Raw genomic sequence first — 16,320 nt, forward strand, 5'->3', positions numbered from 1 at the left:
ATAAGTGAAGGGAGCAGTGGAAACGCCGCTCCCTTTAATTTTAATTCACCAGCATATCATGCCACGTAAATTTGCATCTCTTCGCCAATTTTCTTACGCATATCCATTAGTTTAATAGCGGTATCGTGTTGACGGATATCTTCTTCTGTCTCCGGTACCCAAGTCGGTACACGAGCAGATTGACCAAACTCATCAACGGCAACCATGATCACGATACAGTGTGTGGTGAGGCGACGGTTAAGTGATTTTGGATCGCAGGCAATCACTTCAAGGGCTATATGCATTGACGATTTACCAGTGTAAATAACCTTAGCATTTACCTCAACTAAGCTACCCACTTGGATCGGGGCCACAAATTTAATGCCACCTGCGTAAGCGGTGACACAATATTTACCACTCCAGCCTGCTGCGCAGGCATATGCCGCTAAATCTATCCACTTCATTACGGCGCCGCCGTGAACCTTACCGCCAAAATTTACATCTTGGGGCTCGGCTAAAAAACGTAGGGTGATGTCTCGTTGTGGGCTTTCCATTGAATATTCCTTAAACATTGTAAACAACCATACCTTGATAATACGAAACCATAGCCTGAAATGAAAATAACCATACCTAGAAAGCGGTCAATAAATGAACAATACTTAAGTAAGTTTACTACAGCTAAGGTAGTTCGTAATGGAAAAAAGAGCCCTTAAGAATTCATCAGCGAAAAACATATCACGATTTGTTAGCTTAAAAACACGTTCAATACAGACAGTAGAATCTGATTTAGAGTTTGATGCATGCTTTCACTTTGAATTTTCAAAGCAGATTTTAACTTTTGAAGCCCAGCCAATAGGGTTTGAGTATCACTTCCTTCGAAGGTAAGAAACGTGGATATACGCCTGACTTTGCTGTTTTTTACAGTGACTCTTATGAAACATTTTATGAAATAAAGCCTAAACACATTGCTGAAACTGAAGATTTCAGAAAGAAATTTATGTTTCAAAAAGAACATACTCTGAGAATAGGAAAGGATCTTCATGTTTTAACTGAGGACGAAATTCAAATATACCCGTTACTCGACAACATGAAGATAATTCATCGGTATGCCTGTGATGATACACTCAATCCTTTACAGCGTAACATATTGACTTTATTTAAAAAATATGGGGAACTTTGAATAGAGCAAGTTGTTCAGTTTTCACCAGCTCATTCGTCTGAATCATTTCCAGCTATGTATGATTTGGCGGCAAAACAACTCCTAAAACTTGATATGCATCAGCCTATCAACTGGCAAAGCCCAATTTGGTGCGAATAAAAGTAAGCGCTCAATACTCCGCAGGCTTGATTGTTAGGCGATCATTTGTTCTTGCGGATATTCCAAGGTATCAACGCTTCGATTTCCTCTACCGTTTCGGCGTAGGGTAACTGACTCAGTAGGTCGTGAATATATTGGTATGGATCAAGGCTATTATGTTTTGCACTTTCTACGAGGCTGTAACACACCGCGCTGGCATGGGCATCTTGCGGGGTATCCGCAAACAACCAGGCTTTGCGTCCCACCACGAACGAGCGAATAGCATTCTCAGCTAAGATATTGCTGATACGCAGCTCACCATAGGTGCGGTAAACCGTCAGTTTTTCCACTGATTTAGCATGTAGTGAATGGCGATGCCCGTTAAGCTATCTTTGGGCACTTTGCTCATGTTGGTATCGAGGAAGGCTTTTATTTCTTCCAATATCGGGATGTTGTTTTGTTGCCGGTACGCTTTGGTGTGCTCAGCCGTGAAGTCGGTTTGCTTCTCGCTTAGGTCTTTAATCTGGCGCTCAATGTTGTAGAGCTTATTAATCAACCCAAGGGCCACGGCGGCCTTGCCTACTTTATTGGTTTGGTTGGTTTTTTTCTTTGGCGGCGCATCGAGCGCTTCTTTAAATTTACGTCGTGCATGGTCCATGCAACCCACGCTAATCAGCTTGTATTTTTCACACGCAGGGTTGTACCCCGAATAACCATCGGTTTGCAGATAGCCACTAAAGCCATCCAATAGGGTCAACGGCACCTGCCCGCTGCGTGAGGGGGCATAGTGATACAACACACTTTGTTGCCCTGGCAAGCCGCCCAAGGAGACCCACATGTATTTATCGGAGGTCGCGGCTTTATCTGGCTCCTTGAGCACTTGCAATGGCGTTTCATCCATCGCAATCACGTTGCTTATCCCGCATCAAATTGACGATAGGCTGGAACACTTGGCTCGACTTGATAACGTAATTGGCCAAGGTAGCTCGGGAGATGTTGCCGCCATACCGGCTTAGTTGTTTTTCAATCCGATATAGCGGTAAGCCATCAACGAATTTGGCTGTCATCACATGTGCAATCAGACCAACACTGCCCATGGCGCCTTTAATCGGGTGCTTTGGCAGCTCAGCCGCGACCATTTTTTGGCTGTCTTCATCTTGCTCGAAGACGGCTTTTTCTTGCATGTACTCTAACACGCGCACTTTAGCAGGAATGATGTCTAGTTCTTCTTTTACCTTGGCGAAGAAGGTGCTTTTAGCGCCCGTTTTTTCTTCATCAGTGAGGTATAAGAAGATTTGCTCACGGGGTAAATCGGCGGCAAACGGTTTGCGGCCACGCGGCGCAGATGGCTTGGTGTTAGTAGCCGGCTTTTCGTCTTGCTCATGAGCAATCACATCCGGGTCAGTGACCAGCTCGGCTTCATCAAACAGCAAGAACTGTCCCTGACCCGTTTTTCACTGCTGGGGGTAAAGCGTTTGATTTTGAGGTGGCGTACCACCTCTTCTAAGATTTCAATGCGACTCGCTTGAAATTCGATACGCTTGGACTGGCTCTGAATAAGTCGCTCTTTCTCTGCTAACTGAGCACGAAGCTGCTCGATTTCAGTTACATTTTTTGCAGAGGAAGTCATGATATCAATAGCCCTTAACACCTTATTTCAACAGGGGTTATTGTATCAAACCAGGTGGTTTTAGTCGCTAAAAAACTGACTCGTATTGCAATTTTTATGGGGTTTCATCAGGTTAATATCATAGCCATCGAGCAACCAATTCAACTGTTGACCGATTAAGGTGACCAGCTCATCAGGACGATTGGGCCATTTAAATTTGTCTTCGGCCAAAGCTTTGTAATAGAGCACAAAGCCATTATCTTCCCAGAACACGCATTTGATTTTATTGCGCTGCTTGTTGGTAAATGCGTACAGCTCACCACTGAAGGGGTTATGACCTAGTTCGGCTTCAATCAAGGTGCTCAGGCCACGATGAGATTTACGAAAATCAATCGGGTCACAATATAAATACACCCGAGGCAATTGGATATTGGGTCGCAGCGTGGATTGCATTAGCGTAAATACTCCAACAATGTTGCAGCGACAGGTGCGTTGTTGGCATCAATGCCACTCAGTACGATGCCGCAGGGAAAGGAGATAGAAAGCGATGATGCTGGCTCAGACATCACCGCCACCTGCGCTACGGCAAACCGTGAAGATTTAACCGATTGGGGTTCGCAAGTTTTGATTAACTTGCGTTTCCAATAGCTGAATTGACTCTGGTCGAGCTCGTGCTCACGACAATATTGCGCTTGGGAGCTGCCAGCTTGTTGCCAAGCATCAATATGATGCTGCCAATGTTGAGAATGTGACATGTTGCAACCTCGATAAGTAATGACAGAGTCATTATCAAGGCTCAGATTAATTTTGGAATAAAGCGGAGAATTGAGTGCTTACGAAGTGGAAGGGGTGGTGACCGCTGCTCTGCAAGGCAGCGATCAGATGGGCGGCTTTTATGTGCAAAGCTTAACTGGCGATCGCGGTCTATTTATTGCCAATGCTGAATACAATGTGAGTCCCGGTCAACACGTGCGCTTATTAGGCGATGTGGCCGAGGTTTACAGCAATACCCAGTTAAATGACATTCAAGGCATGCGTGATTGTGGTGAGCAGGTTGTGCAAGCGGCTGACCTAACCAATGCCGACGAGCCAAGAGTGCTAGATTACAACGTTGAATATAAATCTGACGCACAATTACAGCGTTTTTATGCCCCCGACGCTTATCGTTCATCGGATCATGATCCCGTGGTAATGTCGTTTGCACTTGAGCCTACCCAGGCAAAAGTAGAGTTTGAGCATGCAGCTAAATGAACCTCTTCGTGTTTAATTTCAGAGATATGTTTTTTTACCGAGTATATTTACTTTCATAAGTACCTCAATGGTGATTGTACTTACGTTAGTGGAGTGTCTAATAGAAGTAGCAGAGATCAATGTGCGGAATATCGTTTCCAACCTGCTCATCCAATCGTTAAGTTACTGGAGACGATTGATTACATTTTTAGTGTGGTTTTTTAAGAGGAATTTATTTTAAAGTTATTGTTTTTATGTATAATTGACTTTTTATTTTTGTTTATGATTTGCATTAAAGTGCAGGGGAGATCGTAAAAGCTTTTTCATCCAGAAAAGCAGTTCAGCCAAACCGTTTGTGAGCATGATTTATTCAGTGCAATTGCCGTGTGGCCTCAGCCTGAGTTTAAGAAACCTCATAAACTCGAATGATAAATGGCATGCTTGAAAGTAGTTGAACAGTTAACATTTTGTTCACACTTTCTCCCTTTGGCTTAGTGCTTTATTGGTTCTTAAACTTATAACTAGAAGTCTCGTTTCACTTTTTCAGCTAGTCACAAAAAAGGTTAATTATGTTGTCTTTGCTCAATAATTTTGCTCATGGTTATGTTTTTATACCTGTTGTATCAGCTTGTAGAAAAGCTGGCCTGTTCGATTTGTTATCAAAGGAGGCATGGTTAGGGTTCGACGATTTAGCATTAGAGCTTAATGCCAATAGCGGTCATTTTCGCGTTGCAATGAGGATGCTTGAGTCACTTCAGTGGTTAGAGGTGAACGACCGAGATGAATACCGTTTATGTAAAAAGTCTGATAGCAACAAGTTTGCTCCAGAAGATATTTATAAACTAATGTCGTTTCCCTTTGGTGACTTTATCGCAGGAGATACACAAGAAGACTTGACAAATTGGCTACAGCTGTCATTTTCCGATTGGTACAGTGACGACAAGCAGATGTCAGTTTTTTTAGATGGGCAAATAGTCGTGCCATTGTTGCTCGAACTTAAAAAAAGCTCCTTGAACGCAAGTTACGACAGCAATACAAAAACACTAGATGTTAGATCGTTAAATTCGCAGGTAGCAAAAAACATATCGCGTCTATTTTGCGAAAAAGCATGGGCAAAAGAAGAAAGCGGTGTTTTAGTACTTAACGCAACAGGACAGTACCTTTGGGAAAAAGCCTATAATTTGGGAGTGGTCGCTTCATACCGTCCTTTATTGCAACAGATGGAACAACTTATTTTCGGTGACTGCCGGAGTATATTTATGGCAGACGAAAATGGTAACGAGACGCATATTGAACGAACGCTCAATGTTATTGGTAGTGGTTTTCAACATCAAAAATACTTTGCCGATATGGAAAGTGTTATCTTGTCAATTTTTGATGGTGAAGATTTTGCTTCACAGCCGAGATACGTCGCTGACATGGGGTGTGGTGATGGCAGCTTTCTTAAAAGTATTTACAAATTAATTTTAACCAAAACTCCGCGGGGAAAGGTGCTGTCGGAATTCCCCTTAACTTTTATTGGTATCGATATTAATCAGAAATCATTGGATCAAACGGCCAAAAATCTGCAAGGAATGGACTATTTTGGTCTCATGGGGGATATCGGAGACCCCGCAAGGTTAATCGAGGATTTAAGGCATCAGCATGGCATTGATGATCCCGAAAACATACTGCACGTTCGGACATTTTTAGACCACGATCGGCCTTATATCGAGCCCAAACAAAATGCAACTGAACAACTGATGCTGACCAATGTCGGCGATGGCGTATATGTAAATAGTGATGGTAGTGAATTAGATCGGGCTTTTGTTTTTCAAAGTTTGGTTGAACATTTTGAACGGTGGGGCACGGTCGAAAGCAAATACGGCATAATAATTTTAGAAGTACATAATCTTGATCCTATCTCAGTGGGTCGATTCCTCGATAGTGAAAGTTTTCATTTTGATGCTACCCAGGCGTTTTCGAGTCAACTGCTTGTTACTGCCGACGTGTTTTTAATGTCGGCTGCCAGGGCGGGTCTTTTTCCTCGTCAGGACAGTGGCGTCAACTACCCCAAGACACTGCCCATTACTCGTATCACGGTAAACTTTTTCGAAATGCGAGACTATCGCGTGCGCTTTGCGCAAAACAGCGATTTGCCTGCGCTCATGAATTTAGAGGAGCATTGTTGGCAGGAAGGTATCAGAGCCTCCGAATCGATGATACTTGAACGGATTAACCACTTCCCAATGGGGCAAATGGTACTAGAGATTGCTGGCGCTATTGTCGGCGTTATTTATTCTCAGCGCGTATCTCATCCAGAAAAAGTGATAGAGACCCCAGCTGCAACAGCCCATACTTTACACGACTCTAATGGAGCTCATATTCAGCTAATCGCGCTTAATATTGATCCTGATAAGCAGCACCTGAATCTTGGCGATCAACTACTTGAGTTTATGTTACAACGTTGTACCGTGATGAATGGTATTGAATCCGTCGTTGGCGTGACGCGTTGTAAAGATTATGATCGTAATAACCACATTAGTCTTGAACAGTATATTCAGTTACGAAATTCACACGGACGACTGGTTGATCCGATACTCAGGTTCCACGAATTGCACGGTGCTCAAATTCAATCGTTAGTGGAAGGTTATAGGCCACAAGATAAAAGTAATTTGGGCTATGGAGTATTACTTACTTATGACATTCGCAATCGACGGAGAGATGATTTTTCCAATTGGAAAAGAAACAATAAGGGGCTTGCAGAGCAATTAAATGAGTGGAGTGAAGATCGCATCGAACATGTCGTCTTGTCGACAGTGCAAACGCTACTGCGCTCGAATGTAAAGGATCAGTTTTCTCTGCATACGCCGTTAATGGATTTGGGATTTGACTCCGCTGATATTATGGAATTAACGGAATCACTTTCACAGCAGTTCTCTGAAGCTTTTTCTGCAACGTTTTTCTTTCAATACAATACCTGTGAAAAAACTATTCAGTATTTAAAAGAAAAATACTGCAAGACCCGAGAAGAAAATGCCTCTTTCCCAAGCGTTAACACGGCGAAAACCATCAAACAACCAACTAGGTCTGACAGAAGCATTTCAGGCCGTAACACAACACTCCCAAAACAAGATTGTTCAGAAAAAGATATTGCCATCATAGGTGTGTCTTGTCGTTTACCCGGTGAAATCAATCACCCCGAAGCGCTCTGGCAAGCCTTGATAGAAGGCAAGGATATAGTTTCGTCTTTGCCTGAAGATCGTTGGCAATGGCCCGTGAATATCGACCCTGAAGACAAACACCTAGGTATAGATTCTGGGGCATTTTTGGAAGACATCTCGGGATTTGATAGCAAATTTTTCCGCATATCACCTGCTGAAGCGATATTGATGGACCCACAACAGCGGCTGCTACTGGAAATGAGCTGGGATTGTTTAGAGTCCGCTGCATATTCCCCGGGCCACCTGTCGGGCAGTCGTACCGGAGTATTTGTTGGCGCTAGTGGTTCAGACTATCGGTTACTGTTGGAACAAAATCATCTCGAAACCCCGGCTCATGTTGCTACAGGAAATTCAATGGCTGTTCTCGCCAATCGCCTTTCTTATTTTTTCAATTTCCTTGGGCCTAGTTTACAGATCGACACAGCCTGTTCCAGCTCGTTGGTGGCCGTACAAAGTGCGGTGAACTCCCTGAGAAAGGGGGAGTGTGATCAGGCTTTAGTGGGAGGCATCAATGTCATGTGCCACCCGAGCAATACGCTGGCCTATTACAACGCGGGCATGTTGTCGAGAGACGGTCGTTGTCAGGTCTTTGACGAAAGAGCCAATGGTTATGTGCGTGCTGAAGGCGCGGTCATGCTTTTACTTAAGTCCTTAGAGAAGGCCGTCGCTGATCGGGACTGCATTCATGGGGTCATCAAAGGGGTGGCAAGTAACCATGGCGGACTCGCTAACGGATTGACCGTGCCTAATCCAAACCAGCAGGCGAGTTTGCTTAAGGAAGCGTGGAAAGATGCCGGGGTGGAGCCCGACAGCATCAGCTATATTGAGGCCCATGGTACGGGTACGAAACTTGGAGACCCCATTGAAGTAAGCGGTCTTAGAAGTGCGTTTGGTGAAAGTGATAAAAACGCGCGCTGTGGCCTTGGTTCGCTGAAAAGTAACCTCGGCCATTTGGAAGCCGCAGCGGGTATAGCGGGCTTGCTCAAAGTGGTATTGAGCTTGAAAAATGGCGAGCTTCCTCCGTCGATCAACTTTGAAAAACTTAATTCGAAGATTGAAATCGAAGATAGCCCGTTTTATGTGGTCCAGGAGCACCAGCTTTGGGACGAGTCTGCGAGTGTGCCCAGGCGTGCTGGCGTGAGCAGTTTTGGTTCTGGTGGCAGTAATGCTCATGTAGTGCTGGAAGAGTACAGATGTCAGGAGCCCGAGGAAACCAATGCGACGGGATATTCAGCCTATTTAGTCGTGCTCTCAGCTCGCAGTGAAACACAATTGCGCAAGCGAGTTCAGCAGCTGGTGGCGTTTAGCGAGCGAGATGTCTGTATGCCTGACGTCAGCTATTCACTATTATGTGGTCGGGAGCATTTAGAGTATCGCCTGGCCACTGTGGTGGACAGTCGCGATGAAATGATCCAACGGCTGAAAGCCTGGTTGGACAGTTCAGCCACTCCAGAGATATTCACTCACAGAATAAAAGAAAGTCTGCGTCGGGAAAACGCTTTCCTTAAACGGTCAGGAAACCAGGCTTTGGAGTCATGTCATTCAGCGTCTACCACTGCGGAGTATAGAGAGAATCTATCTGCAATTGCAGAATTGTTTGTCCGAGGGTACCAGCTGGATTATGACCAGCTGTTTTTACACGGTGATCATAAGAAAATTTCGTTGCCGACTTACCCCTTTGAAAGAGAACGGTTTTGGGTGGGCACGGATTCGAGCCAATCGAGTTTTGCTTCGGGTGGCACATCTATCCATCCATTGGTGCAGGAAAACACGTCCACACTTTTTGAACAGCGATTTAGCTCCACGTTTACAGGTGAAGAGTTTTTCCTCAATGATCATAGAGTTAAAGGCAAGCGAGTACTGCCTGCCGCAGCCTATCTGGAAATGGCCCGAGTGGCGGTAGAACAGGCCATTGACGGGTTGGGTGAGAATACCTCCATCGTGCTTGAAAATATTGTCTGGTCCAATCAGTTTACCGTCGATACATCAGCAAAAGCATTGCATATCGCGCTGTTCTCTGAACGCGAAGGTAGCATTTCCTATGAAATATATACGCGAAATACGGATGAATCTCAGACATTTATTCATTCCCAGGGAGGGGTAACTTTTGCCAACACAGCTCCTGAATCCATAGACCTTGTGGAGCTGAAAGCGCGGATGAGTGGTCAACGTTTAGATCACGAGCAGTGCTATCAGCGTTTTGCTGAAATTGGGCTTGATTATGGTGCAGCGCATAGAAGCCTGCATGAAGTGTATTGTGGTGACGATGAAGTTCTTGCGGACATAAAATTACCAGGTGCGATCCTTCCTAAGCAAGATGATTACCATCTGCATCCAAGCTTATTAGATGCCGCATTACAAGCCGGCATCGCACTCGAACTTGATTTTGCTTCCACAGCTCCTAAGTCTAACCCCAAAACGCGGCTGCCTTTTGCATTGGAATCTCTGAGCATATTTGGCAAATGTTCAGGATCTCTCTATGCTTGGATACGCTATTCAGAGAAAGCGGCTGGAAGAGTCCGTAAGTTGGATATGGACTTGTACAATGAATCTGGTCAGTTGCTTGCCAAACTGGTGGGTTACTCGACTCGTGAGTTTGACGTGCAAACATCCTCGAGGTTGGTGGCATCATCCGAGATCATAAGAACAGACGTAAAAGCCGATGTAGAAGTCAGCATTGAAGCGTATGATGTCGAGTTACCATCTCTGGATCTTGGCACGCTGAAAGAGAAAACAGTCGCATATCTTAAAAAGCAGCTCTCTTTGACTTTACAAGTACCAGCCAGCCAAATCGACGCCGAAGAACTTTTAGACATCTACGGTCTCGACTCGATTATGGTCACCAAGATCACGGCGGGCCTGGAAGAGACCTTTGGAACTTTACCCAAAACCTTGTTTTATGAATACCTGACCGTCGAGGAGCTGAGTGAGTACCTTTTGGCATCACACCGGGCGCGGCTTGAGGCGTTATTTCTACGCAATGGTGCTACTCCCTCGGAGTCCAAGCCATTGCCAGCGACTACCTCACAACAGCCACCACAACAAAATAGAGCAACAGGGCATCGATTTCTTCCCGCGACGCAACAGCTTCGTTCACCAGCTACTCAACCGTTAAATATTGCCGTAGTGGGGCTATCTGGTCGTTACCCCCAAGCGCGAGATCTGGAAGAATATTGGCAAAATCTCAGAGAAGGTCGTGATTGTGTTGAGGAGATCCCAGCAGAGCGTTGGGACTGGCGTGATTATTATGGCGAAGACCGCAACCAGCCTGGGTTCCACTACAGTAAATGGGGTGGTTTTATTACCGAAGTCGACTTCTTTGACCCTCTGTTTTTCAATATCTCCCCGCGAGAAGCAACGGCTATGGATCCCCAGGAGCGTTTGTTCCTTGAACACGCGTGGCTGGCGGTGGAAGACGCCGGCTATCGAAGGGAAGATCTCGGTGCCGATGCATCAGATCCCTCTCGTCAGGTTGGCGTTTATGCGGGGGTCATGTATGGAGACTATCAGCGCTTCGCGACAACAGAAGTGGCGCGGGAGCAAGGGGTGGTGCCGAACAGCCTCTACGCCAGTGTAGCCAACCGCGTCTCTTATGCTTTGGACTTAAAAGGACCTTCCATCGCGTTGGACACTATGTGTTCGAGCTCCCTGACTGCGCTCCATCTGGCCTGTCAGGATCTAAAACACCGGTTGACTGGGCTAGCCATCGTCGGAGGTGTGAACGTAACGATTCATCCTGGTAAATATTTGATGCTAAGTGCCGGCCAGTTTATTTCGAGCAGAGGGCACTGTGATAGTTTTGGCGCAGGAGGTGACGGATATGTACCCGCCGAGGGGGTTGGCGTTGCCGTTCTTAAGCGGTACGAAGACGCGGAGCGCGACGGTGATCATATATACGGTGTTATCAAGGGATGCGCTATCAACCACGGCGGAAAGACCAATGGTTACACAGTACCTAATCCAAAAGCGCAAAAAGCGGCCATTATCAGTGCGCTCACAGAGGCTCAGATTAGCCCTGAAGCCGTTAGTTATATAGAGGCTCATGGCACGGGCACTAAGCTTGGCGATCCCATCGAAGTTGCCGCGTTAAGCCAGGCTTTTGGTAGTGAGCGGAAACAGTATTGTTTACTTGGCTCAGCCAAGTCGAATATCGGTCACGGTGAGAGTGTTGCGGGTATTGCGGGTTTAACCAAAGTGCTGTTGCAGATGCGACACAAGCAGATAGTGCCTTCACTTCATTCTAAAAAGCTAAATCCCAACATCGAGTTTGAAGACACTCCGTTTGAAGTTAATCAAACACTGAAACCGTGGCAACGACCGAACATCAATGGCAAGGAGACGCCTCGTGTTGCCGGCATTTCCTCCTTTGGCGCCGGGGGATCAAATGCCCATGTCATTATCGAGGAATACCTCGAAGCAGAGACCAACCAAGATTTGCTTACCGATAAGTCCAAGCGGGTATTGCTCCCGTTGTCAGCCCGTGATCCGGAACGTTTAAAAGTTTATGCGCAAAAACTACTAGACTTTGTTAAACGCGATGAGCATTTCGCACAAACTAGGCTAGCCAATATCGCCTACACAATGCAGGTGGGGCGTGAGGCGATGGACTCGCGTTTGGGGCTCATTGTGGATTCCGCCGCTGATCTTATCGTTAAGCTGCAGGCGTATATTGAGGAGCGCGAAGAAGAAGGACTCTATGTTGGGCAAGCGAAGGGCAATCGTGAGATGTTGTCGCTCTTTGATTCCGATAATGATATTGCCATTGCTATTGATTCCTGGATAGCCAAAGAGAAGTACGATCCGTTAGTGCGCCTGTGGGTGAAAGGCCTGAAGCTGGACTGGCAGCGGCTCTATGGCGAACAGCGGCCACGGCGCATGAGCCTGCCGACTTATCCGTTTGCTAAAGAGCAATATTGGGTTAAAGGTAGTCTGGTAAAACCCGTTGATCCGAACACAACCCTGATGTTTGAACCAGTGTGGACGGAACAAGCAATTCCACAGACATCTGCGCCTCTTGCTTACAGCGAGCACCACGTGTTTATTTGTGGTTTAGGCGATACAGCGCCATTGTTTAAGAGCGATGCCGGAGCTATGTCACTGCATTGGCTGGCTTCAGAACGAGCGTCATCTGAAGAGCAGTTCAAAGATATAAGTCTGGCTTTGCTTGAAGGGGTACAAGCCATACTCGCACAAAAGCCAAAGGGAAGTGTGTTGGTTCAGGTTGCTGTCCCAGCCGAAGGGCCTGCAAGGTTACTCGCAGGGCTTGTGGGTCTTTTAAAAACTACGTACCGAGAAAATCCAAAAGTGGTCGTGCAGTTAATCGCCCTGAGTACATCTCAGATTTCGGCTGAGATCATTAGCCTTTTGCAAGCGAACAGCAGCTGCCCTCAGGACGGAAATGTCCGCTATGAAGGGAACCGACGTCTGGTTGAAGACTTCCGTGAGATCGCACAAACACATAGGATAAACACTGACGTTTGGCGGGAAAACGGCGTTTATCTCATTACCGGGGGGCTTGGTGGCCTAGGGCTAATTTTTGCCGAGGAAATCGCCAATAAGGCAGTGAACGCTACATTGATCTTGACTGGTCGTTCCGAGCTGAGCTACGACAAGCAAGCAATGCTGCACAAACTTGAAGAGAAGGATGTTAGCGCCGAATATCGAGCGATTGACGTCTCTGATCACAGCGCGGTCGATGGCTTGGTACGCGATATCGAGGCAAAATATGGCCGCCTTGACGGGGTTATTCACAGTGCCGGGATCAACAAAGATAATTTCGTAGTTAACAAGACAACCACGGAGTTTGAACAGGTTTTGTTACCAAAAGTCGATGGCATAACTAATCTTGATCATGCTGTTCAGGCAATGTCTCTAGATTTCTTTGTGGTGTTCTCATCAATATCAGCCGTTTTGGGTAACGTTGGCCAGGTAGATTACGCCACTGCCAACGCATACATGGACGTATTCTGCACATGCCGTCAAACCGCTGAAGGATGCCCAGGAAAAAGCCTATCAATCAACTGGCCGCTCTGGGAAAGTGGTGGCATGCACGTCGATGAAGTGACAGCAAACATCATGCGCGAAGATATGGGCATGGTGGCATTAGATACAGTTTCAGGGCTAAGCGCCTTCTATCGAGCACTATCGAATACAGCTTCCCAAGTGGTTGTGCTGAAGGGAGATGAAGAAAAGCTAAATACGCTGATGTCGGCCAACGAGATCCTATCGCTCCCAGTTGTGCGCGATGAAATCCCAGAGGGGCCTGTAGATCGTGAGCAGCTGTACGCTGAAACACTTAAAAAAGTCAGTGAGTTGTTGAGTGAAACTATCGATCTTCCCATTGCCAAAATCGATAAACAAGAGCCACTAGCTAACTACGGTATCGACTCGATAGCGATTAATCGATTCAATCATGAGCTTGGTAAGTTTTACCAGGATTTACCTAAAACGGTTTTATTTGAATACCGTACATTAGGTGAGCTTACCGAATATTTAGTTGATGAACATACCGTATCGTCAACCATTCTTGCTGGTATCAAATCGTACACCCAAAGCGCTGAGCCACAGAACCCGCTGAACGAGGGACCTGTTGCGGTGGTTGAGAATCCGCCTACCCCGGATATACAGACGCCTGAGGTGAAACCGTCGGTGGAGCCCGTGGCGATTGTTGGAATGAGTGGCCGTTTTCCAAAGGCGGATAATCTGCAAGATTTTTGGGAGAATTTGAAAGCGGCCAGAGACTGTATCGGAGAAATACCCGAAAAGCGCTGGTTGCAAGATGGCTTCTACGAAGCAGACAGGCAGGTAGCCATAGCCGAGGGTAAAAGTTACAGCAAGTGGGGCGCTTTCCTGGAGGATTTTGCCGAGTTCGACCCAATGTTTTTCAACATTTCGCCGCGCGAAGCCAAGGATATGGATCCACATGAGCGAGTTTTCCTACAAGAATGTTGGAAAGCCTGTGAAGACGCAGGCAGTGTTCCTTCTCAGTTGAGCGAACAGCAGAAAAACCGCGTCGGAGTGTATGGAGGCATAACTCAAAACGGTGTCAATGCGTCGTTTGCTTCACTCGTGAATCGGGTTTCCTACGTCATGGATTTCCGCGGTCCCAGTGTTGTGGTAGACACTATGTGTTCGTCATCCCTGGCCGCTTTACACCGTGCCTGTGATGATCTTCACCGTGGTGATATTGACATGGCTGTCGCCGGTGCGGTGAACCTTTATCTTACTTCCGAATCGTACCGTGAGCTCAGTCGTGCACAGTTGATTGCCGATGGGCCGTTACCAAAGGTGTTTGATAAAGATGGAATCGGTTTTGTCCCCTCTGAAGGCGTTGGTGTCGTCGTGCTAAAACGTCTGTCCGATGCGGAGCGTGATGGTAATACCGTACTTGCGACCATTGTGGGTAGCGCAGTGAACCACAACGGAAAATCCAATGGTTACATGGTGCCGGATCCCTCCCAACAGGCTAGGGTAGTCACCCAGGCCATTGCCAATGCCGGCCTTGAGCCAGACGATATCAGTTATCTTGAACTGGCTGCGAACGGCTCGGAAACGGCAGACGCGATCGAAATGAGTGCCCTGAAAAAAGTTTTCAAGTCCAGCCAGGGATTTACGAAGAAAACGTTGCGAGTCGGCACATTGAAATCTTCTCTTGGTCATGGTCAGGGCGTGTCGGGAATGGCGCAGATAATGAAGGTTGTTTTACAGCTTCGCAATGCTCAACTATGTCCCGCCCTGCCATCGAGTCGCTCAGACATTCAAATTGACGAAAAGGTCTTCCCTTTTGCAGTTCAAACCGAACATACACAATGGCCGGTTTCCGTAGTCGGAGGCATTGAACAACCAAGACGCGCGGGTATTACGAGCATTGGTGCGGGTGGCGTTAATGCGCACCTTATTGTTGAAGAATATAAGTCGACTGTTTCTGCAGATGCCCAGGAAAAGGTGAAAAAACCTGTTGTCTTTGTGCTTTCAGCGAAATCTCCGGCAGCGTTGGAACGCTACCTTTTAGTTTGGAAAGCATTTTTAGCGACTCGTCCAGAAATCGATTTACAACAGTTGAGCTATTCACTGCAAGTGGGTCGAGAGGCGATGCAACAGCGGTTTGCCTGTGTTGTTGAAAGCATCGATGAACTGATGCAAACAATTGATGGTGCTATTGTAAAATTGCTATCGCTGAACAGCTTTATGAGCTCTGTTGGCTCGGAAGATATGAGCTCTGCCTCTTCAGCTAATGTGAACAGAGGTGAGCAGTTTGATCAATTAACACAGCTTGCTGAAAGCTGGGTATTGGGACATAAAGTTCAATGGAATAATTTATATCCCGATCTGACTCTGAAGACAATTATAGGTTTACCAACTTACCCTTTTCAGAAAAAAACGTTTTGGTCTGATGCCGAAGTCGAACAACCGCCAGTGATCAATCAAGTCTCAGATAAAGAGAACAATGCGATTGTTAGCCAGACTGTAAATGAACCTCAGTTAGAAAAGCTCATGGTAACCAAAGAGATCCCTGTGGAGGAATCATTGGACTTTCCCGCTAAAACGAATTTGAAATCAAGCATGAGCCACAAAGAAATTAAAGAAAATATCAGAGATATTATTCAGGAAGTATTGTGCTACGACGATGAAGATAATGAGGAGCTGAACGATCAGATGAACTTCTTCGAAATGGGATTCTGTTCGCGAACGATTGTTGAATTTTCAATTCAACTTAATGAACGCTTCAATGTTACTTTTCCACAAACGGTAGCATTTGACTTCCCGCAAATTCCTAAGTTGGCAACGTTTATTGAGTCAGAGTTACAAGAAGATGCTGACAATGAGGAAAACGTAAACAGCCGTATTAACGAAGAACATCGTGATGCGACTACTGGTAGCGAGAAGCAAAAGAAAGACGAAAAAATGAAACTGGAAAGTATCTTATCGGTAATTGAAAACGGTGATATGACTACCGATGAAGCTTTAGAATTAATAAATCAAGTTGAATTGATAAAGTGAGT

Annotated in this window: 6 protein-coding genes and 1 pseudogene; 3 read left to right on the forward strand and 4 right to left on the reverse strand. The window is 46.1% G+C overall.

Annotated features, from left to right (window positions below; translation table 11 throughout):
• Window positions 1-56: 56 nt before the first annotated feature.
• Window positions 57-533 (reverse strand): acyl-CoA thioesterase, encoded by a 477-nt coding sequence (locus tag Q4519_RS11715; RefSeq protein WP_232799584.1) that lies wholly within the window; start codon window positions 531-533, stop codon window positions 57-59.
• Window positions 534-838: 305 nt separating this feature from the next.
• On the opposite strand from Q4519_RS11715, the gene Q4519_RS22420 reads away from it, so the two are divergent.
• Window positions 839-1,159 (forward strand): TnsA endonuclease N-terminal domain-containing protein, encoded by a 321-nt coding sequence (locus Q4519_RS22420; protein WP_369293056.1) that lies wholly within the window; start codon window positions 839-841, stop codon window positions 1,157-1,159.
• A 179-nt stretch (window positions 1,160-1,338) separates the two neighbouring features.
• On the opposite strand, the pseudogene Q4519_RS11720 reads toward Q4519_RS22420, so the two are convergent.
• The 3 genes and pseudogenes from Q4519_RS11720 to Q4519_RS11730 all read right to left on the reverse strand — a co-directional run bounded on the left by Q4519_RS11720 (window position 1,339) and on the right by Q4519_RS11730 (window position 3,640).
• Window positions 1,339-2,906 (reverse strand): annotated as a pseudogene (locus Q4519_RS11720) (IS66 family transposase).
• 60 nt (window positions 2,907-2,966) lie between these two features.
• Window positions 2,967-3,338 carry an IS66 family insertion sequence element accessory protein TnpB gene (gene tnpB, locus Q4519_RS11725; RefSeq protein ID WP_303512421.1) on the reverse strand — a complete coding sequence of 124 codons (372 nt, stop codon included), beginning with the start codon at window positions 3,336-3,338 and terminating at the stop codon, window positions 2,967-2,969.
• Window positions 3,338-3,640 (reverse strand): hypothetical protein, encoded by a 303-nt coding sequence (locus Q4519_RS11730; protein WP_303512423.1) that lies wholly within the window; start codon window positions 3,638-3,640, stop codon window positions 3,338-3,340. Before Q4519_RS11730 ends, tnpB begins: the two co-directional genes overlap by 1 nt.
• Window positions 3,641-3,710: 70 nt before the next feature.
• On the opposite strand from Q4519_RS11730, the gene Q4519_RS11735 reads away from it, so the two are divergent.
• The gene (locus Q4519_RS11735) at window positions 3,711-4,136 is read left to right on the forward strand and encodes a hypothetical protein (protein ID WP_303512437.1); all 426 of its coding nucleotides are present in this window, start codon (window positions 3,711-3,713) and stop codon (window positions 4,134-4,136) included.
• Between the two features lie 548 nt (window positions 4,137-4,684).
• Window positions 4,685-16,318, forward strand: coding sequence for an SDR family NAD(P)-dependent oxidoreductase (locus tag Q4519_RS11740; RefSeq protein ID WP_303512425.1), 11,634 nt, complete (start codon window positions 4,685-4,687; stop codon window positions 16,316-16,318).
• The last annotated feature ends 2 nt before the right edge of the window (window positions 16,319-16,320 follow it).

Source organism: Motilimonas sp. 1_MG-2023 (assembly GCF_030547455.1).
Lineage (GTDB): Bacteria > Pseudomonadota > Gammaproteobacteria > Enterobacterales > CBDFNC01 > Motilimonas.